The organism is Butyricimonas synergistica DSM 23225 (assembly GCF_000379665.1).
Lineage (GTDB): Bacteria > Bacteroidota > Bacteroidia > Bacteroidales > Marinifilaceae > Butyricimonas > Butyricimonas synergistica.
Genome location: NZ_KB903360.1, coordinates 606,643 through 626,393 on the forward strand (window position 1 = coordinate 606,643; position 19,751 = coordinate 626,393).

At 44.7% G+C, this 19,751-nt stretch carries 15 protein-coding genes; 9 read left to right on the forward strand and 6 right to left on the reverse strand.

The window, feature by feature from the left end:
* Positions 1 to 30 precede the first annotated feature (30 nt).
* Complete coding sequence (mutS, locus tag A3CY_RS0110900; protein WP_018337955.1) at positions 31 to 2,649, reverse strand: DNA mismatch repair protein MutS; 2,619 nt, start codon at positions 2,647 to 2,649, stop codon at positions 31 to 33.
* Between the two features lie 218 nt (positions 2,650 to 2,867).
* On the opposite strand from mutS, the gene deoC reads away from it, so the two are divergent.
* Entirely contained in the window at positions 2,868 to 3,761 is an 894-nt protein-coding gene (deoC, locus tag A3CY_RS0110905; protein WP_018337956.1) for a deoxyribose-phosphate aldolase, read from the forward strand.
* Here the strand turns inward: deoC and A3CY_RS0110910 are convergent.
* On the reverse strand, positions 3,758 to 4,471 hold the full coding sequence (locus A3CY_RS0110910; RefSeq protein WP_018337957.1) for an RDD family protein: 714 nt from the start codon (positions 4,469 to 4,471) through the stop codon (positions 3,758 to 3,760). The genes deoC and A3CY_RS0110910 overlap by 4 nt on opposite strands.
* Before the next feature lie 87 nt (positions 4,472 to 4,558).
* Here A3CY_RS0110910 and A3CY_RS0110915 point away from each other — a divergent pair, with 87 nt between their 5' ends.
* The 6 genes from A3CY_RS0110915 (at position 4,559) to A3CY_RS0110940 (ending at position 10,559) form a co-directional block, all read left to right on the forward strand.
* Positions 4,559 to 5,518: a stage II sporulation protein M gene (locus A3CY_RS0110915; RefSeq protein ID WP_018337958.1), complete on the forward strand. Its 960-nt coding sequence runs from the start codon at positions 4,559 to 4,561 to the stop codon at positions 5,516 to 5,518.
* On the forward strand, positions 5,505 to 6,380 hold the full coding sequence (locus A3CY_RS0110920) for a hypothetical protein (RefSeq protein ID WP_018337959.1): 876 nt from the start codon (positions 5,505 to 5,507) through the stop codon (positions 6,378 to 6,380). Before A3CY_RS0110915 ends, A3CY_RS0110920 begins: the two co-directional genes overlap by 14 nt.
* A complete protein-coding gene (locus A3CY_RS0110925; protein ID WP_026207564.1) occupies positions 6,364 to 7,089 on the forward strand; it encodes a DUF4129 domain-containing protein in 726 nt (241 codons plus the stop codon). Before A3CY_RS0110920 ends, A3CY_RS0110925 begins: the two co-directional genes overlap by 17 nt.
* The gene (locus tag A3CY_RS0110930) at positions 7,086 to 8,246 is read left to right on the forward strand and encodes a DUF4350 domain-containing protein (protein WP_018337961.1); all 1,161 of its coding nucleotides are present in this window, start codon (positions 7,086 to 7,088) and stop codon (positions 8,244 to 8,246) included. The genes A3CY_RS0110925 and A3CY_RS0110930 overlap by 4 nt, the downstream gene beginning before the upstream one ends.
* Positions 8,247 to 8,250: 4 nt before the next feature.
* Positions 8,251 to 9,228 (forward strand): AAA family ATPase, encoded by a 978-nt coding sequence (locus A3CY_RS0110935; RefSeq protein WP_018337962.1) that lies wholly within the window; start codon positions 8,251 to 8,253, stop codon positions 9,226 to 9,228.
* Positions 9,229 to 9,302: 74 nt separating this feature from the next.
* Complete coding sequence (locus A3CY_RS0110940; RefSeq protein WP_155828272.1) at positions 9,303 to 10,559, forward strand: DUF58 domain-containing protein; 1,257 nt, start codon at positions 9,303 to 9,305, stop codon at positions 10,557 to 10,559.
* A 13-nt stretch (positions 10,560 to 10,572) separates the two neighbouring features.
* Here A3CY_RS0110940 and A3CY_RS0110945 read toward each other — a convergent pair whose 3' ends face one another.
* From A3CY_RS0110945 to A3CY_RS0110960, 4 genes are all read right to left on the reverse strand, one after another.
* Positions 10,573 to 12,933, reverse strand: coding sequence for an efflux RND transporter permease subunit (locus A3CY_RS0110945; protein ID WP_018337964.1), 2,361 nt, complete (start codon positions 12,931 to 12,933; stop codon positions 10,573 to 10,575).
* A gap of 49 nt (positions 12,934 to 12,982) precedes the next feature.
* On the reverse strand, positions 12,983 to 13,312 hold the full coding sequence (locus tag A3CY_RS0110950; protein WP_026207565.1) for a nucleotide pyrophosphohydrolase: 330 nt from the start codon (positions 13,310 to 13,312) through the stop codon (positions 12,983 to 12,985).
* 17 nt (positions 13,313 to 13,329) lie between these two features.
* The gene (dtd, locus tag A3CY_RS0110955) at positions 13,330 to 13,782 is read right to left on the reverse strand and encodes a D-aminoacyl-tRNA deacylase (protein ID WP_026207566.1); all 453 of its coding nucleotides are present in this window, start codon (positions 13,780 to 13,782) and stop codon (positions 13,330 to 13,332) included.
* Positions 13,783 to 13,870: 88 nt separating this feature from the next.
* A complete protein-coding gene (locus tag A3CY_RS0110960) occupies positions 13,871 to 15,094 on the reverse strand; it encodes an aminotransferase-like domain-containing protein (protein WP_018337967.1) in 1,224 nt (407 codons plus the stop codon).
* A gap of 649 nt (positions 15,095 to 15,743) precedes the next feature.
* Between A3CY_RS0110960 and A3CY_RS0110970 the strand changes: the two genes are divergently transcribed.
* The gene (locus A3CY_RS0110970; RefSeq protein WP_018337971.1) at positions 15,744 to 16,229 is read left to right on the forward strand and encodes an ML domain-containing protein; all 486 of its coding nucleotides are present in this window, start codon (positions 15,744 to 15,746) and stop codon (positions 16,227 to 16,229) included.
* Positions 16,230 to 16,378: 149 nt separating this feature from the next.
* Positions 16,379 to 19,750 (forward strand): golvesin C-terminal-like domain-containing protein, encoded by a 3,372-nt coding sequence (locus A3CY_RS0110975; RefSeq protein WP_018337972.1) that lies wholly within the window; start codon positions 16,379 to 16,381, stop codon positions 19,748 to 19,750.
* The last annotated feature ends 1 nt before the right edge of the window (position 19,751 follow it).

The following is a 19,751-nucleotide window of genomic DNA, read 5'->3' on the forward strand; positions in this document are numbered from 1 at the left end:
ATCTAGTTTTCAGGGGGCTTTTTATTCTTTTTAAATTCCTGTTATTTTTTTGATTTCATTCAATTTATTCAGCGCTTCGAGGGGCGTGAGGCTGTTGATGTCGAGTCCGGCGATTTCGTCACGGATTTGAAGCAACACGGGGTCTTCCAGTTGGAAGAAGCTCAATTGGATGCCTTCCCGTTCGTTCCCGATGTTTGCCACGTTTTTCTGAATGGAGCCGTTGGTGTTGCGGTCGTTTTCGAGTTGTTTCAATATTTCGGAGGAACGTTTGATGACGGATTGAGGCAATCCGGCCATTTTTCCTACCTGAATACCGAAAGAGTGGTTCGAGCCACCTTTTACCAGTTTGCGGAGGAATACTATTTTGTTGTTTATTTCTTTGACCGATACGTTGAAGTTTTTGATTTTCGGGAAAGAGCTTTCCATCTCGTTCAACTCGTGGTAGTGGGTGGCGAACAGTGTTTTTGCTCTGTTCTTGGGATTCTCGTGCAGAAATTCGACGATAGCCCAGGCGATGGATATACCGTCATACGTGGAAGTACCGCGTCCTAACTCGTCGAAGAGGACGAGGCTGCGGTCGGAGATGTTGTTCAATATGTTTGCCGCCTCGTTCATCTCGACCATGAAGGTGGATTCCCCGAGGGAAATATTGTCAGAGGCTCCTACACGGGTGAATATCTTGTCGATGTACCCGATCTTGGCAGACGTGGCAGGGACGAAACATCCGGCTTGTGCCATGATGACGATGAGTGCCGTTTGGCGCAGGAGGGCGGATTTACCCGCCATGTTGGGTCCGGTGATGATGATGATCTGCTGTTTTTCGTTGTCGAGGTAGAGGTCGTTGTCGATGTAATTCTCCCCGGGAGGCAGTTGTTTCTCGATCACGGGGTGGCGTCCCGCTTTGATGTCAATGACGAATGAGTCGTTGATCTCGGGGCGGTGGTAATTGTTGGTCACGGCGACGTTGGCAAACGAAATCAGCGTGTCGATTTGCGAGATGATCCGGGCATCAAGTTGGATGGGACGGATGGAGGCGGTCGCTTTCGCCAGAAGTTCGTTGTAGATGTCGCTTTCCAGGGTCTGAATCCGTTCCTCTGCGCCTAATATTTTTTCCTCGTATTCTTTTAGTTCCGGGGTGATGTAGCGTTCCGCATTGACGAGCGTTTGTTTGCGAATCCAGGTATCGGGGACTTTGTGCGTGTGGACTTTCGTGACCTCGATGTAGTACCCGAACACGTTGTTAAAGCTGATTTTCAAGGTGGGGATTCCGGTGTTTTCTATTTCCCGTTGCTGCATTTTCAGCAAGAGTTCTTTCCCGTGGGAAGAGATATTCCGCAATTCGTCCAGTTCGGCGTTTACTCCCTCGGCGATGATGTTGCCTTTGCTAATCAGGGCGGGGGCGTCTTCCCGGATTTCCCGTTCGATTGTCCGGTATAATTCCTCGCGGTCGTCGAGTTGGTCTACCCATTTGCGGAGGATGTCGTTGCCCGTGGCAAGTGCCTGTTCCCGTAAGGGTTTGATAGCTTGCAGGGCAACTTTCAATTGTACCATTTCCCGGGGGGAGATACGTCCTACGGCAATCTTGGAAGCGAGGCGTTCGAGGTCGCCAATCGTGCGAAGGATTTGTTCCAGCTCGACGCGTTCGTTCTCGTGGTTCACGAAGCATTCCACGATATCGAGGCGTTCATTGATTTCTGTCGGATTTTTCAAGGGCATACATAACCAGCGGCGCAGGGTACGACCTCCCATAGGGGTAATTGTCCTATCGATAATATCAGCCAGGGAGCATCCTCCCTCGTGGAGGGTATCGAGAATCTCGAGATTGCGAAGCGTGAAGCGGTCGAGTAGCACGCAGGTGGATTCGTCGATGCGGGAAATCGAGGTAATGTGCCCGACAAGTTCATGCTTGGTGGCATCGAGATAATAGAGTATTGCTCCGGCGGCAGATATGCCGCAATCCATTTTATCAATCCCGAATCCTTTCAGCGTGGTGACCTCGAAATGTTTTTTCAACCGGTCGGCAGAGGATTCCGTTTCAAAGAACCATTCTTCTATGGGGTAAGTGTAGTATTTAGACCCGAAGATTTCATTGAACCGGGCTTCAGAGCCTTTGGGGTAAAGCACTTCCTTGGGTTGGAAGCTGTTCAGTATTTTATCCATGGTTGCCGGGGTGCCTTCCGTGGCGAGAAATTCCCCGGTGGAAAGATCCAGGAGGGAGAGCCCGGCTTTGGTTTTCGTGAAATAGACGGCGGCGAGGAAGACGTTGTTTTTGTTGTCGATGGTGTTTTCGTTGTAGGAAACACCGGGGGTAACCAATTCGATCACGCCTCTTTTGACGATCTTTTTAGTTTTCTTGGGGTCTTCCAATTGTTCGCAAATGGCAACACGTTGTCCCGCACGCACGAGTTTCGGCAAGTAGTTGTCGATGGCATGATAAGGGAATCCGGCTAATTCTACATCTCCCGGTGAACCGTGGGAACGTTTGGTCAGGGTGATTCCCAGAATTTTGGCGGTCAGTATTGCATCTGCCCCGAAAGTTTCGTAAAAGTCTCCCATCCGGTATAGCAGGATGGCATCAGGGTATTTCGCTTTTGCCGAATAGTATTGTTGCATTAACGGGGTTGTTTGTTCTTCTGCTTTAGGTGCCATATGTTTTATTATCTTTAGCTTATATATTTTAGGTTGATTTCCGCCTCCCAAAATTAATTATTTTGCATGAGATTTGCTTTAAAACCTCACAAACATTGTGTAAATTTGCATTGGCTTAAGGGTAGACGAAGTTGTGTGAGGGTGATAACCTGGGGATGAATTTTTTCGTATGAAAAGAACAGGTATGGGGGAAAAGCCTAAGTAATAAATTAAAGTATATGGAGAATATATTGGAGACATTAGCGGCTTACGGGTATTCAAATTTGGAAGATCGTATTGAATTTGAGTTGGATGGCGTGATAGAGAAAGAGATCGCCCCGGCTTACTGTTACGAGAATTTCGAGTTATGCGTTTCCTGCATGGACTATACGACGTTGAAAGTAACTGATTCAGAGAAGTCCGTAGCTGCTTTTGTGGCAGAACTTTTAAAGAAAATCAAGAAGAATACGTTGCCGGACGTGGCTTCTGTTTGTGTTTTCCCTCGTTTCGCTCCAGTTGTGAAAAAAGGATTGGTTGGTACGCCTATCAAGACTACCGTGGTCGGGGCTTGTTTTCCGGCTGCCCAGACTTTTCTGGACGTGAAGCTGGCTGAATGCAAAGAAGCGATTGCTGCTGGTGCGGACGAGATCGACGTGGTGATTTCCGTGGGTGATGTGCTGGAACGTAATTATGAGCAAGTATATAATGAATTGGTTGCTATCCGTGAAGCGTGTGCCGGAGTCGTGATGAAGGTGATCCTCGAAACCGGGGAGTTGAAGACGATAGAAAGTATTTTTAATGCCTCCTTGATCGGAGCGTATGCCGGGGCGGATTTTATCAAGACCTCCACGGGTAAGGTGCCGATGAATGCTACTCCGGAGGCTGTTTACGTGATTTGCGAGGCATTGCGCCAATATCATGCGCAGACGGGTAAGATGGTCGGGATAAAGGTCGCCGGGGGAATCACGAAGGTGCAAAACGCTATCCGTTACCTGACGATCGTGAAACACGTGCTCGGGGAAGCATGGATCAGCCCGAAATATTTCAGAATTGGGACTTCACAATTATTGGAAGATGTTCTGAAAGAAATGAAGGTCGTGACGATGAACAATGCCAAGGATGGCAATCTTTAGTCATAGCCGTTTGCCAGGTGCGTATAATCTTTTAAAATAGTCTTTACGAAATCGAGAGGTATCATGTTTGTTTCTATGCCTGTTACCTCTTTAATTTTTTTTGCCAAAGGGGCAAGCAACCCGTAATTCCTGTTTTTATTGACTTCCCGTAATACGTCTTTAATAATATTGATGTCCTTGTCGGAGAGAAGGGCGGCTTGCTGGAATACAACCTCGTATTCCTCTGGGGCGTCGAACTGGCTCATTTGTTTGAGGGTGACGCTTCTCTCGTGGCGGATGACGGTTGTGCCGGCTGACATATCGCCAAGGCGTTGAGAACGCTTGGAAACAACGATGGAAACGAGTGCCACGACTCCACTGGAAATCGAGATGTCTATTAAACGGAATATCCAGCGAAGCATACAATCCCAAAACGTAAGTTTTTTACCGTTTAATTTGACGACTTGAAGGCGCATGGTGTATTTACCGAGGCTACGCCCGTTGAAAGCGTACTCGCAGACCAAATGGTAAAACGATAACAAGATCACGAAAATAATTAAGGCTAGATTCATACTTGTGAATTTATTCATGATACTCAATGCCATGCCTCCAATGAAAAATAGTCCGAATAGGAATGCGAAATCAATGATTGTTGCTAAAACACGTTCGAGTACACCCGCGGGGGTGTAATTAATGGCAACGTTGTGAGCGGTATGGATAGAAATGTTCATAATTCGTAGAAATATTTTTACAAAAATATAGCTTTTCTCGTGAAATACACTAATTTTAGCACAGGAAAAATGCGTGGTAACAGGACTATGAAAGAGTCGAGGTTTGTAAACAAGAATAAGTCAAAATGGGCAGAGATGGAGAACGTGAGTCGCCAGAACACGGACACGCTCGCCTCGAATTACGTGATTTTGTCGGATGATCTTTCTTATGCCAAGACTTTTTTCCCGGGTAGCGAGGTGGAGAAGTATTTGAACCAGTTAATCTCTGTTTATCAGATTAATATATACGGGAAGGGACAGGTGTCAGAGAGAAAAGGCGTACTGGCATTCTGGGGGCATGAGTTTCCCCTGTTGCTTTACCGGGAACGACGGACGTTGTTGTTCGCTTTGCTTTTTTTCGTGTTTTCTGCATTGATTGGGGTGTTTTCCGCAGCTCATGATGAAACCTTTGTACGTTCTATTCTGGGAGACGCATACGTGGAAAGGACTATTCGTAATATTGAGGACGGGACTCCCATGGGGATTTACGCTTCCGGGGACGAACTGGATATGTTTGTGATGATTACGACGAATAATATAAGGGTTTCGTTTATCGCTTTTGTTTTCGGTATCCTTTTTTCCGCTGGAACGTTGTGGATGCTTTTCACGAACGGTTTGATGATCGGGGCTTTCCAGTATTTCTTTTTCCAGCATGGGTTGTTGTTGCACTCGGTGCTTTCGGTTTGGGCGCACGGGACTTTTGAGATTACTTCCATTATCATTGCCGGCGGGGCAGGATTGGTGATGGGGAATAGTTTCTTGTTCCCGGGTACTTACCGGCGGATGTATTCTTTCAAGGAGGGTGCTTTGCGGGGAATAAAGATTGTCACGGGATTGATTCCTTTTTTCGTGATTGCCGGATGGATAGAAAGTTTTATTACAAGATATGCCGATGCATACCCGTTCGTGGGGGCAGTGGCGATACTGCTTTCCTTGGGAGGAGTGGTCGGTTATTTTATAGTTTATCCTTATTATTTACATAAAAGCGAGTTGTATGGAAAAGATTAATTTGAGTGTAGAGCGTTCTTTTTCGGATTTGATAACAGCAACGATCAATCTTGTAAAACAGGAATTCGTGCCTTTTATTCGAGCCTTTGCGATAATCGGGTTCCCGGTTGTATTGTTGATGGTGTTTCTTATAAAAGATTTGCTGTTGGGATCGCTAGAGATGTCATATAATCCGCAAGAATACGGGGCGGATTCTTTTATGGAGATTGCGGGTAATTCAATTCTGACGGGATTTGCCTCAATGTTTATCGTGGCGTGGGTACAATTGTTTTCGATTTGTTATCTCCGGGTGTATTGGGATCATTACCGGGGTGGTATCGAAGAACGGATCACGGTGGGCGAGGTGTTTGGCATGATGATGAAAAAATTCGGACTGTACTTGGGATGGACGTTTTTTTATTTCATTATCGTGGTGGTGGGGTGTTTTTTCCTTATCGTGCCGGGTATCTATTTCGGTGTTGCGTTGACTTTCGGGGTATATCTGATTATTATTAAGGATAAGGGGCTGGGGGCGTTGATAACGGAAGCGATGGCGATGGCAAAGGGTAACTGGTGGAAGATTTTCGGGTATGCCCTGGTGTTGCAATTGTTGGTGGGTGTTGTTGCTTACGTGTTTAGTATTCCATACATGGCGGTGACGATGACGACGGCTTTCACGGGAGAGGCTCCGGGAGTTTACGAGTTGACATTTAGCTTGTTATTTGCTTATCTAGGGCAATACACGCTGTACACAATCTTGTTTCTCGGTATCGGAATGTTGTTTTTCTCCCGGTCGGAAGAAATGGAGCATACGACTTTATTGAGCCGGATAGAGGAATTGGGGACATCTCCCGAAAAGAGAACAGATGAGGCGATTGATTAAATATATTATTCTGTTTGCCTTGCTTTTTTGCCAGGGGACGATTCTGGTGGAAGGGAAGACCACGGGGATATTACTTCCGCGGGATTCTTCTTACGTGATGCGTTCCCCGGATGCTGATTTCCTAGAAAAATACAGGAAAGATGCTCATTTTGATTATGAACGGAATATGACGACCGCTCCCGGGTTGTGGGATTGGATCAAACGCTGGATTTTGGAGCGATTGCTTCGTGTCAAATGGTCTGATAAGTCTTCACAAGTGATGGATGGCGTGTTGTATGCCTTTGTGATTTTCTTCGTGCTGGGGCTGGTGTTTTTGATCGTGAAGCATCGAAAGAGCTTCGTGTTTAGGAAACGAGGGGAGGGACTTTTCGGAGAGGATGCCGTGGAATACAACGGAGAACAGGAGGGGGATGTTTTCTCGCGGATGTTACAGAAGGCGGAACAGGAAAAGGATTATACACTCGCTGTCAGAGTAAGTTATTCGGGACTACTTCAAGCTTTGGATAAAAAACAGCTGATTCGCTGGGAGGCTTCCAAGACAAACCGGGATTACGTGTACGAGATCCGGAATCCGGAATGGAGCCGTGCTTTCGAGGATTTGAGCCGTATCTTCGATTATGTTTCTTACGGGGATTTTCCGGTAGACGAGGCGGTGTACCGGAATATCAAGCAGTGTTTCGCAGATTTCAGAAAGGAGGTGGAGAAATGAAGCGCAGGCAGAATTTGTGGATCGTTTTTCTCGTGGTAGCGCTGATGGGTATTTACACGGTTTACGAGGTGAATCAGCCGCAACCGGTGGATTGGAGTATGAATTTTTCGGTTGATAAGAAAGGACCTTTCGGGACTTATATCATGAAGGATGCATTGCCTTATATGTTTCCGAGAGGGAAGGTGATCGTTTCGAGGGTTTCCCCGTGGGAGAGGTGGCGGTTGAAGGATAGCGATCTCCCCGAGGTGTATTTCTTCGTGAGTATGTATTTCGGGAATATGAACGAGGAGGCACAATTGTTGCTGGATTACACGGGGGAAGGGAACACGCTTTTCCTTTCTGCCGAATATATACCGGATACCTTGCTGACCGTTGCGGGAGTGAAGGAAGTTCAGGATTCTCGGGGAGGGATGGATTATATCCGCGGATTTAATGAAAAAGCATATCCTTTCCGGACAAAACATAAGTATTTCAAGTTGGAAGATTCTTTTGCCGGAGAGGTATTGGGATACGTGGATTCGGTGAATATGCCGAATTTTATTCGGCTGCCATATGGTGAAGGAATGATTTATCTGCATGCGAATCCGATCGCTTTCACGAATCTTTATTTGCTGGATTCTTTGGCGGGAGATTATTATCAGAAGGCATTGTCATTCCTTCCTCCCGATTTGAATGTTGTTTGGGATGAATACATGAAAAACGAACGTAAGGGGCAAGCGACCCCTTTCCGGGTGCTTCTTCAGTATCCGGCGTTGAAGTGGGCGTATATCTTGTTGTTGTTAGGGGGAATTTTATACGTGTTGTTCCGTTCAAAACGGGAGCAGCGGTATATTCCGGTGATTCGCCCGCCGGAAAACAGGACGTTGGAGTTCGTGGGGGTGGTGAGTTCCTTGTATTACAAACACCGGGATCACGTGGCGATAGCTAATAAGCGGGTGGATTGTTTCCTGGAAGAAGTCCGTTATTATTATAAATTGCGGACGGATGAGTTGAACGAGGAGTTTATGGTATTGCTGTCGGAGCGTTCGGGCGTGTCGAAAGGAGAGGTGGAAAAGTTGGTAAAGTTGATTCTGTCGATTCGTGGGGCGGAACACGTGGATAAGGAGGAGTTACGAGAGTTAATGAAATATATAGAGTTGTTTAAAACTAAAAGATAGAAGCATGGAAGATCAGATAAATTTCGAGTCGAGAATTGACTTCACGAGTCTGCACGAGAAGGTAGCCCGGATGCGAGAGCAAATGGGCAAAGTGATTGTCGGGCAGCGGGAAGTGGCGGATTTGTTGCTTACGGCGATGTTGGCTGACGGACATATATTGATCGAGGGAGTACCCGGAATCGCGAAAACATTTATGGCAAAGGTGATGGCACGGTTGCTGGACGTGAGTTTCAGCCGGATACAGTTTACTCCGGATTTGATGCCAAGCGATATTCTGGGGACTTCGGTATTTATCCCGGCAACAGGACGTTTCGAGTACCGGAAGGGACCGATATTTTCCAATATCGTGTTGGTGGATGAGATCAACCGTGCTCCGGCAAAGACACAGGCGGCGCTGTTCGAGGTAATGGAGGAACGGCAGATCACGAATGACGGGACGGAGTACAAGATGGATTACCCGTTTGTCGTAGTGGGAACGCAGAACCCGATCGAACACGAGGGAACGTACCGTTTGCCGGAAGCCCAGTTAGATCGTTTCCTGTTCAAGATAAACGTGACTTACCCGTCCGTAGAGGAGGAGATCAAGGTGCTCGAGTTGCATGACCGGGGGGCGATTAAGGATTGGAATACGCTGGAACCCGTGTTGAGTGCGGATATGTTGAGGGAATTGCGGAAGTCGGTGTCCCAAGTGGTTGTCGACCCGAAGATCAAAACATTTATCGTAAATATTGTTTACGCTACGCGCAAGAGCGGGTGGTTGTACCTGGGGGCTTCCCCTCGGGCTTCGATAGCCTTGATGAACGGGGCGAAGGCGTTTGCGGCTATCCAAGGAAGGGATTTCGTGGTGCCGGATGACGTGTTACAGCTGGCAGCTCCCGTGTTGAGGCATCGGGTGCAATTGTCTTCCGAGAAGGAATTGGAGGGTGTGACGGTTGATCAAGTCGTGCAACAAATCGTGTCTAAAATAGAAGTACCAAGATAGTGCGAGGCTTTAAAGAAACATATCTGACCGGGCGGTTTTTCACCTGTTTATTGCTGGGCGTTTTTGCACTGGTGATGGTTTATATCATCCCCCCGCTATGGATATGGGTGACGGGAGCCTTGTGCGTGTTGTGCGTGATGTTGTTGTTAGAATTAATAACTCTTTATCGATACAAGCAAGGCTTTGAGGCATCCCGTGTCGTTGCGGACAAATTTTCCAACGGGGAGGATAATCCCGTTCGTGTGGTAATCCGAAACGGTTATCCTGTAGGGGTGCGTTGCCGCTTGATTGACGAAATTCCCGTGGAGTTTCAAAATCGGGATATTTCTTTTCATGTAAGCGTGTCCCCGGGAGAACAAAAAGAGATAAATTATACTTTGCGCCCGACTAAACGAGGTGCGTACGGGTTTGGCAAAGTACGTGCGTTTATATCTACCCGGTTGTCACTCGTGGAAAGGCGTTATTCTTTTGATCTGGAGCAAGAAGTCGCTGTTTATCCCTCGTTTATGATGATGCATCGCTACGAGTTGATGGCTTACGGGAATTATCACCCGGAGAATGGGGCTATCCGTACCCGTGCGTTAGGAGGGAATATGGCATTCGAGCAGATAAAGCCTTACGTGGTGGGAGATGATCCCCGTACCGTAAACTGGAAAGCCACGGCGAAGCATAATCATTTGATGGTAAATACGTACACGGAGGAACGCTCTCAGCAGATTTATTGCCTCGTGGATAAGGGACGTACGATGCAATCGCCTTTTAATGGTATGACGATGCTCGACCACGCGATAAATACGGTGCTGACGTTGTCTAACGTGATCTTGAAGAAGGGTGACCGGGCAGGTTTGATCACTTTCTCGAATACTTCCCGAAATTGCGTGAAGGCAGATAACCGGATGGGACAGCTGAACAAGATTAGTGAATCCCTGTATCGGTTGGAAACACACTATCAGGAAGCGGATTTCGAGAAATTGTATGTTTCGGTTGTCCGGCAAATTCCTACCCGTAGTTTGTTGATCCTCTTTACCAATTTCGATACTGTGACCGGGATGAAACGCCATCTCCCTGCATTACGGCAGTTGGCTACCCGGCATTTGGTATTGGTCGTTTTATTTGAAAACTCGGAACTGAATAAGGCAATGGAACGCCCCGTACGTGGAGTCAAGGATGTTTATTTTGAAACGATCGCTACCGGATTCGCCATGGAGAAACGGCAAATGGTGCGAGAGTTGAGCCAATTAGGCATTCGGGTGATCCTTTCCAAACCGGAAGCCCTCACGGTAAATAGTATTAATAGTTACCTAGATTTGAAGGAGCGGAAGCTGATATGATGCCTCCGCTTTTTTATTTTTCTTTTACATCCCCTTCCGCGAAAATATCGATTTTAGGTTCTTGGAATGTCTTGTTCGTGGTATGCTTGTCCAGCGTCAGCAAAAGCGACGGGAGGAGTATCAAGTTGGAGAGCATGGCGGCTAACAACGTGATTGATACCAGAATACCTAAAGCGACGGTTCCCCCGAAATCGGAAAGGGCGAAGATTCCGAAGCCAAAGAATAGGATGATAGCATTGTATATCATGCTTTGCCCGGCTTCTTTCAATGCCAATACAGCGGAAGAACGGATACTCCAGTTCGTTCCTTGCAACTCCTGGCGGTATTTTGCCAGATAGTGGATCGTTCCGTCCACCGAGATACCGAACGCGATACTGAATACCAGAATCGTGGACGCCTTGATCGGGATTCCGAAGTATCCCATGATGGCAGCCGTAATGATCTGTGGAATAATATTAGGAAGGAGAGCCACGAGTACCATACGTTTGCTCTTGAACATCCATGCCATGAATAGGGCGATCAGGAAGATTGCCAAGGCGAGCGAGGTAAACAGGTTGAATACAAGATATTGAGTACCTTTAAAGAAAATGATACTTGAACCTGTGACTTTCACCGTGTAGCGATCGCTAGGAAAATATTTTTCAACAATCTCGTAGAGTTTATTCTCTTTCTCCTGCATTTTTTTGGTGCCGATGTCTTTGATGCGGAAACTTAGTCGTGTTCGCTGGAGGGAGGAGTCAACAAATGAATTCGCTTGGTTGCCAAGTTCTCCCGTGGATTGCGAAGCATATTTCAGAATAAAGTTCTTCGTCATGTTGGTCGGGAGCTTGTAATAAGTCGGCTTGCCGTTATAAAATGCCTGGTTGGCAAATTTGATTACTTCCACGATAGAAATAGGCTTAGATATATCTTCATCTTTGGCTAGTTCCTTGGAGAGCTTGTCCAGCTTTTCAAGATTTGGCAGGTTTAAAACTTGCTTTGGTTTTTTGAAATCGACAGTAACCTCAAGGGGCATCAATCCGTCAAAGTTTTGTTCAAAGAAGGAGAGATCCTGACGAATGGGATCCGTTTCTTTCAAGTCATCTACCATGTAACCGGTAGACTTTATCATGGATATCCCTATCCCGCCCAAGATAACAACAATAATTGCAATAGCATACACGACATTCCGGCGATTGAGGATAAGCTGAATTACACGATCTATAGTGTTATTTACCAGTTTATTGTGTAGATGTTTGATTTGTTTGCTATCCGGATCGGGCATAAAGCTGAACCCGCAGGGAATCATGATGAGGCATACGAAGTAAACAAAGGCAATACCGATCGATGCCGTGATTCCAAATTCTACAAGGATTTGGCTGGAAGTCACGATAAACGTGGCAAACCCGGCAGCCGTGGTTAGATTACTCAAAAAGGAAGCATTTCCAATCCTTTGAATCATGCGTTGCAGTGCCTTGATTTTGTTACCGTGCCGATCGTATTCCGCGTGGAACTTATTAATCATGAACACCAGATTCGGTATACAGATCACGATTAACAAAGGCGGGAGCATAGCAGTCAACAAGGTAATCTTAATCCCTAGCATAGACATGACACCGACCGTCCAACTCACGCAGATCAACACGATCAGCAAACAGAAACTGATGATTCTGAAAGAACGGAAAAATAGATACAGTATGCACGTGGTAATCAACAGGGACAGGAAGATGAACATATACATTTCCCCCTTGATGTTTTCGGCATTGATTACTCGTATGTAGGGCATTCCCGAGTAATGCATCTGTATGTTGTATTTCGCCGAATAATTTTCCGTGATTTCTAATACTTCTTTGACTAAGCCAACCCGAGCGGGGGAATTCATCACCTCGGCAGAAACCGAAACCATCATCCCGTAGATGTCTTTCGATTTATTGAAAAGCGTCCCGTCGTAGAACGGTAAATTTTCAATGATATTGACTAGGCTATCCAGTTCTCGTTGGTCTTTGATTTGTTTCGGGAAGATGGAGTGGATCTCGAATTTTTTATTGACGGTATCTTTTTGCAAGTTATACGAATGCGTGATATCCACGAGGGCAATCACCCCGTGTAAGGTTTTCAAGCTGTCGCACATGGCAATCCAGTCGTTCAGCTTGTCCAATTGGTAGAAATCTTTGTCCTGGACGGCAAAAACCATAACGTTGCCTTCTTGTCCGAATTTCTCGTGGAAATCGACATAATCCAGGTAAGCACTATCCGTGGCAGGTAGTAGGTTGGCATATTCGTACGACATTTCCACCTTGGGAATTTGAATTCCCATGAAGATGGTTATGATTAAGATGCCTGTAATAAAGGCAATCCGGTTACGAAGAAGAATCCCTGCTATCTTAGTCCACATGATGTTTTTATTGTTTACGCATTTGTAGGCAAAAGTAGGATAAATGTGGTTAATCTTTTAAGAGTTTGGGATTTTTTTTGTGCCGATTAGCATCTCTTGCTGTTTTTTTTGCAAAATTATTGTTTATTGCCTCGTTCAAATCCACTCCCGTTTGGTTTGCCAAACACACCAGTACCCACAACACGTCGCTCAACTCGTCGGCTAGGTTGTCTACTTCCCCTTCCTTGTAAGATTGTTCCCCGTACTTTCTCGCGATCACCCGGGCTAGTTCCCCGACTTCTTCCACGAGAATCGTCATATTTGTTAATTCGCTAAAATATCTGACTCCATGAGTCTTAATCCAAGCGTCTACTGCTGTTTGTAATTCTGCTATGTCCACGGTGTTGAATTTAGAATTTAAATTTTAGATTTGCTATCGATTATAATAGTTACAGGTCCGTCATTTATTAATTCGACTTTCATATCTGCTCCAAATTGTCCGGTTTGAACCTCTTTGTGGAGTTCTTTGTTTAAAGTAGATACGAATTTTTCGTATAAAGGAACAGAAATTGCAGGTGGTGCGGCATCAATATAAGAGGGGCGATTGCCTTTTTTTGTACGAGCCATTAGAGTAAATTGGCTAACAGCAAGAATTTCACCCTCGGTTTCTAGTATAGATTTGTTCATCACTCCATTCTCGTCATCGAAAATACGAAGGTTTACGATCTTGGAAGCTAGCCATGCAATATCTTCGTCCGTGTCATCAGCTTGAATGCCGACTAAAATGAGTAATCCGCTCTTGATAGATGAGAATATTTTTTGTTCAATTGTAACACTTGCCCGTGTGACTCTTTGAATAACGATTTTCATTTGAAATTTAGGTTTTAAAATTAGAGTGAAATATATAAACATTTTCGCTTATATACTCCACTCTAAATTTTAAATTTTAAATTCTAAATTATTTATGTCTTGCGTAAAGCTCTTTGATAGAATCGGCAAGTCTCTTGACACCTTCGATGTTCTTTTCTTCGCTCATGTAAGAGAAGTTGATACGCATGGTGTTTTTACCTTTACCGTTAACGAAGAACACGGTTCCGAGAACGAAAGCCACGTTTTTCTCGATAGCGATCTGGAACAACTCTTCTGCGTCGTATCCTTCCGGCAGGTTTAAGAACAGGAACAAACCACCTTCCGGGCGAGTCCAAGTAACACCTTCTGGCATGTATTGTTCGAAAGCACCTAGCATCGCTTCCAGTTTCTTGCGATACATGTCAACGATCTTTTTCACGTTGGCGTCAAAGTAGTTCTTCTGGAAGAATTTCACGGTAATCTTCTGCAAGAAAGCGGAAGTACAAAGGTCAGTACTTTGTTTTGCTTTCACGAAGTTGTCGATTACCATCGGGTGAGCCAATACCCAACCCATGCGGAATCCCGGCATGAAAATCTTGGAGAAAGTACCCAGGGTAATCACGTTGCCTTCGCCGTTATCGAGGTCGTACAACATGCGTTGCGGTTTACCGGAGAAACGTAATTCACGGTAAGGGCTGTCCTCGATAATCATGATCTCGTATTTCTTGGCTATTCCCAAAATCTCGATTCTTCTCTCTTCCGGCATGGTCATACCGGCGGGATTCTGGAAGTCCGGGATCAAGTAAATGAATTTCGGTTTTTCACCTTTAGCCTTCATTTCAGCCAAAGTTTTCTCCAGTTCCACGGCACTCATCCCTTGTTCGTCTTGCGGGATACCTACACCCACGCCGCCGTAAGAGTTGAACGCGCCGAGAGCCCCCAGGTAAGAAGGCAATTCGCAAATATATTTGTCGCCGCGATTCAAGAAAATTTTACCCACTGTGTCCAAACCTTGTTGGGAAGAGGTGATGATCGTGATATTTTCCTTGGTCACATAGCTTAAACCTTGATCCCGGTAACGTTGTGCAAGAATTTCCAGTAATTCGGGCACACCTTCGGTTGAACCGTACTGGCAAGCGGCAGCACCATCCGTGGCGATAACTTCTGCGCAAATCTCTTGCAATTGTTCCAGAGGGAAAGATTCTTTAGCGGGTAGTCCCCCGGCGAAAGAGATAATTTCCGGTTTTTGAGTTAACTTCAATAACTCTCTAATAGCAGAGCGCTTCATTCCTTTGGCGCTGTCTGATAAAATTTCTTTGTAGTCGCTAACCATGTTTATCTGTTTTAAAGTGAATATACGCTGTTATGTATTTGTGTTGCGAAGTTAATAATAAGTTTTTGAAATAAAATTTTTCATATCAATTTTTTAATAAAATCGATTGCAAAACTTTCAATTTTGATGTTTTTGAGTCGTTTTAGTAATAATCCGGAGTGCGAGTGGATGGATTTTCGCGTGAGTATCACGTGGATAACCATGGTGAATTTTAAATGAATCCTATTTTATTTTCGTTTTAAACTCGTCATGAACTCTATATGAACTTTATATGAACCTTATATGAACTCTATTTATAATAGTGTTCATAAAGGGTTATGAAAGGTGAACTAAAATTGTGTAAATGGGTTTGATACAAGTTTTATACAGATTTAATTCTATATTTATTGAGGTTTTTGCGGGGACTTACGGCTGTTTGCCTGATGGCGTTCCCTTTTATGGTTTTTATTCGTATATTTGTGTTATCTTGAAAAGTTAGGTTGTGCCGTGGTAACGTGTTAAAAAGGAAAGATGATAATAATTTGAATATGCAGGTGATGAAATTACTAGATTATTGGGCATTGTATCTATACCATTGGGATCAAAAATATTTTGTAATTATATTTATTTTTCATAACTTTGAAACAATCATAAAATATGTGCACATGATATGATTCTATTTATTAACTTAAAAGAAAAATGTTATGAAAAAAAAATTGTATTGTTGTTGACATTTGCCTTTATAGGTATTGGATGTACTTGGGCTCAAAATCTTCCTTTTTCAGATGCAGGATCTAAAGTTGGAAAAATTGTTAGTGTTTCAATGACAGGTTCTAATACGACTCCTATTGTTTTTAAGAAAGGAACGTACGAACATATGACGGTTAAGTTTATTTCTAACAAAAAATGTACAAAATGTACTTTGAGAATGTATGGTATTTTGAAAGGAGTGCCAGTCCCTTATCCTGTAGATCAAAGTTTGGTGACAAACGGGCTTATTTTACCATTGCAAGAGCAGCAAGAACATGAATTCACGTTCAGGTTAAACGTTAGAAATGAGCTCCCAGAACTTCAGTTTATTTTTAAAGTCGAATTGTTAGATGAAAATGGGGAAGCTATTTTTTCTTTTACAATTCCGGCTGTAATTGAAGGTTGATAATAATAGTTGTGAATGGGTAACTAAAATTTTCAAAACATCTCTATTCCATGACTTTAGATTGGATGTTGTTGCAAGTATCCAAATTTTGGAGATGTTTTGTTTTTTTTATGTGCGCTTTGTTGTCGTGATTGATAATCCTATTTTTTATGGAAAAGCATAATATACAGATTATTGCAGGTGTTTCAAGTAAATTGTTGTTACGGAATCGAGTATTTCAGTTGTCGTTCTTGGTTATCACGGTGTGTATCACGTTTTTTCATGTCATGGAGCAAAGCGAATGGGCATTTTATGCTTTCCTCGGGGAATTTAATTTGGCTTGTAGTATCCCGTATATGAATGCCTATTTGTTCACGTTGCTTCAAATACTCCCGCTACTCTTTTCGGTGACCACACTTGTGAGAAGCGATGAGAAATTGGATTCAATGGATGCGGTGTATTATCGCCAGGAAAGTAACGTAGAATACGTGTGGGGAATAACATTGGGGTATTCGTGTGTATTTATAATAATGGCAATGACTTCATTAGTGTTAGGGGTGTTAATTCATTTAATAGGGAATAATGCCCCTTTCAACTTTGGGCATTACTTGTTTTACCTTGTCACGTTGACATTTCCGGCATATGTTTTTTCGTTTGGGATTTGTTTGCTTGTAAAAAGCCTCGTGAGGCAACGCGTATTGAGTCTGACGCTCTTGATGCTATATTTCACGATTACGATATTTTTTGTCGGAAACAAATGGGGTGGAATATTCGACTTCACGGGTACAACGCTACCCAATGCTTTTTCCGAGATTGATGGGCATCCCGGAATTGTGCGATATCTGGTTCAACGATTTGCTTGGTTGATGATAGGGGTGGGGTGTATCCTTTTGTCCGCGAGGAAATTCAAACGAATACCTAACACGCCGAAAAGGACCAAGTTGACCATTGCGGTCTATGTGGCGTGGGGAGCGGGAATAGCGATGTTGTGCGGTATCGTGCTTGTGAATCATGGAGAATATGCTGTTCGCCAGAAATTCAGGGAAGTGTATGAAAAATATAATCGTGTAAAGCCATTGGCATTGTTGAGTCAAGATATCGATTTTAAGCAAACGGGATGCCGGATGGAAGTGAGCTGCCGATTGTGCGTGAAGAATCAAACAGGAGGGAAGGTGCCGGGAATCGTGCTTTATTTAAACCCCGGATTGGAGGTCATTTCCGTGCGGGCAAAGGAAAAGGACGTGCCTTTTAGTCGAGACCACCAAGCGATCGTGGTAAGTCAGCCTGTTGATCAGGGGGACTCGCTGCTGTTGCAAATAGCATACGAGGGGAATATTGACGAGAAGATTTGTTACTTGGATGTACCGGAAGAGGTGACGCGGGACACGTGGCAGCGGCGATACCTAACTTGCCGTTTCGGGAAAAGGTACGCTTTCTTGGATGAACGCTTTACCTTGCTGACCCCGGACGTTTTGTGGTATCCCGTGACGAAGCCTCTCGTGAACGTGGGGGCGTCACCTTACGAGAGAAACAAGGATTTCACCCGTTATATGTTGAACGTGATGACTCCCGGCGGGAAAACTGTTATCTCCCAGGGGCATAAAGAGATCCGTGAGGATAGGACGTCCTTCCGTAACGATCTTCCCATGGTGGGCATTTCCCTTTGCATGGGGGACTACGAAACCCGCTCAATGACGGTTGATTCCGTGGTATGTAACTTGCACGTGTTTCGTCGACGTTCTTCGTTTTTCGATGTCATAGACTCGTGTGAGAACTCGTTGGATACAGGAAAAAGTGAATTTTGGAAATTCAAAGGACGATCGTATCCTTTCCCCTTTTTCAGTTTGGTGGAGACCCCGGTGTCGTTCACCGCTTATTTCCGGGAAGAACGGGTGAGTAGTGAATACGTCCAGCCGGAGTTGGTGTTTCTGCCCGAGAGGCTTGCGGGGCAAGTCGATTCGCCGGAAAGGTTTAAGGAGTTGCCTGAATATACTCCTTCAATAGATTTGAAAAATCTTACCTCTATTTTGACTGATAATGCTAAAGTAGTCCTCTGCAACTCTTGGATCAATGGTATGATTTTTAAAAGGAACATGAAAGATTTCTTGTTGAACACCCTGAGAAGCACGAATAACCCGTATTACGTGTATCCCCTGTTTTTTGAATATGATGCCTTTTTGCAATCGGAGGATTATCTGGCTTTGAACGCGATGAATAAATATATCGTGGATGGTGCTTTCACTCGTTATGATGTCATCGGGGGAATGAAAGCGACGGTTTGGGAGGCATTGGATTATTTGGATGGCCATTGCCTGCGGGAGGCGTTGGATGACAGGGCACTTGCCCCGGAAGTCTTGCAGGATGTTTTGATATTGAAATCACTCGAGTTAGTGAATTATTTTAACTATCATGGGGTAGATCTGGATGACTTGAAATCGTTTATTTCCGGTTATTTAAAAAGACACCAGTTCGAGAGCGTGGATTTTTCCCGCTTTAATGCTGCTTTCAGGGAAAAGTTCGGGATAGATTGGAAGAGCGTGCTTCCTGCTTGTTTCACGGGTACACGAATTCCCGTGTACTTGATTCAGGATTTTCACGCTCGAAAAGTTTTTCACAATGGTCCGTATTCCGCATGCGCTATGCTTGTGGAGTTTAGTATTTTTAATGATAGTGATGTTGACGGTATCATTAGCCTACAAACTTCCGTGTCTCCTTTTTATTCCGGAGGTATTATTGCGCCTTCGTTAGGAGAATATAGCGTGAAACAGCTTAGGAAACCCTACCTTATCAAGGCGAGGACTGGAAAGAAAGTATCCCTCTATTTGCCCGAGAGTTTGCCTTACGTGGGTTTAAACACGGGTATTTCTCGTAATATCCCTCGTATCGTGTCGGCTTTTGACGAGAGTGTCGAGCGTATAGAGCGATATGAAGAGTATGTCAAGTCGGTGGAAAAGGAGGAATTCTTGCCGGGCGAAAATGAGATTATCGTGGATAATACGGATGATGGTTTTCGGGTGGTTGAGAATCTGCGCTTTAACTTGCGGCAATGGTTTGCCGGAAATACGGTGACAGCGAAGCAGGTGAAACCCGCGAATTTGTATGGTTATGTCATGTTGAACGACGAGTGGAAAACACTGGCGGAAGATAATGCCTACGGGCAATATTGCCGAAGTCTCGTGGCTCGGAATAGCGGGAACGGGCAGTCCGCCTTAGAGTGGAGTGCTACGCTGACGAGAAACGGTCAATATGAAATCTTGGTGTATCTGCCGGAATTTCGAGGTACGAATATCATGTTGCAAACCGCAGGGCATGCTAAAATAGTAGGGAAACAAGAATATACGGTGACTCTGCCGAGCGGGGATGTAAAAGTCGTTTGGGCAGACAATAAGGATGTTTGCGGGTGGATTTCTTTAGGTACTTTTGACTGTACTCCCGGAAAATGCAAGGTTGCGCTAAGTGACAAGGGTGCAGCTGATTATCAGATTGTAATCGGTGATGCTGTGAAATGGGAATACATAGGAAGGGTTCCCGAAGCTCGTTGAG

Bases quoted from the DNA above. Each gene is read 5' to 3' on its own strand.
- mutS (WP_018337955.1), bottom strand. From the start codon at position 2,649: ATGGCACCTAAAGCAGAAGAACAAACAACCCCGTTAATGCAACAATAC.
- deoC (WP_018337956.1), top strand. From the start codon at position 2,868: ATGGAGAATATATTGGAGACATTAGCGGCTTACGGGTATTCAAATTTG.
- A3CY_RS0110910 (WP_018337957.1), bottom strand. From the start codon at position 4,471: ATGAACATTTCTATCCATACCGCTCACAACGTTGCCATTAATTACACC.
- A3CY_RS0110915 (WP_018337958.1), top strand. From the start codon at position 4,559: ATGAAAGAGTCGAGGTTTGTAAACAAGAATAAGTCAAAATGGGCAGAG.
- A3CY_RS0110920 (WP_018337959.1), top strand. From the start codon at position 5,505: ATGGAAAAGATTAATTTGAGTGTAGAGCGTTCTTTTTCGGATTTGATA.
- A3CY_RS0110925 (WP_026207564.1), top strand. From the start codon at position 6,364: ATGAGGCGATTGATTAAATATATTATTCTGTTTGCCTTGCTTTTTTGC.
- A3CY_RS0110930 (WP_018337961.1), top strand. From the start codon at position 7,086: ATGAAGCGCAGGCAGAATTTGTGGATCGTTTTTCTCGTGGTAGCGCTG.
- A3CY_RS0110935 (WP_018337962.1), top strand. From the start codon at position 8,251: ATGGAAGATCAGATAAATTTCGAGTCGAGAATTGACTTCACGAGTCTG.
- A3CY_RS0110940 (WP_155828272.1), top strand. From the start codon at position 9,303: ATGGTTTATATCATCCCCCCGCTATGGATATGGGTGACGGGAGCCTTG.
- A3CY_RS0110945 (WP_018337964.1), bottom strand. From the start codon at position 12,933: ATGTGGACTAAGATAGCAGGGATTCTTCTTCGTAACCGGATTGCCTTT.
- dtd (WP_026207566.1), bottom strand. From the start codon at position 13,782: ATGAAAATCGTTATTCAAAGAGTCACACGGGCAAGTGTTACAATTGAA.
- A3CY_RS0110960 (WP_018337967.1), bottom strand. From the start codon at position 15,094: ATGGTTAGCGACTACAAAGAAATTTTATCAGACAGCGCCAAAGGAATG.
- A3CY_RS0110970 (WP_018337971.1), top strand. From the start codon at position 15,744: ATGATTCTATTTATTAACTTAAAAGAAAAATGTTATGAAAAAAAAATT.
- A3CY_RS0110975 (WP_018337972.1), top strand. From the start codon at position 16,379: ATGGAAAAGCATAATATACAGATTATTGCAGGTGTTTCAAGTAAATTG.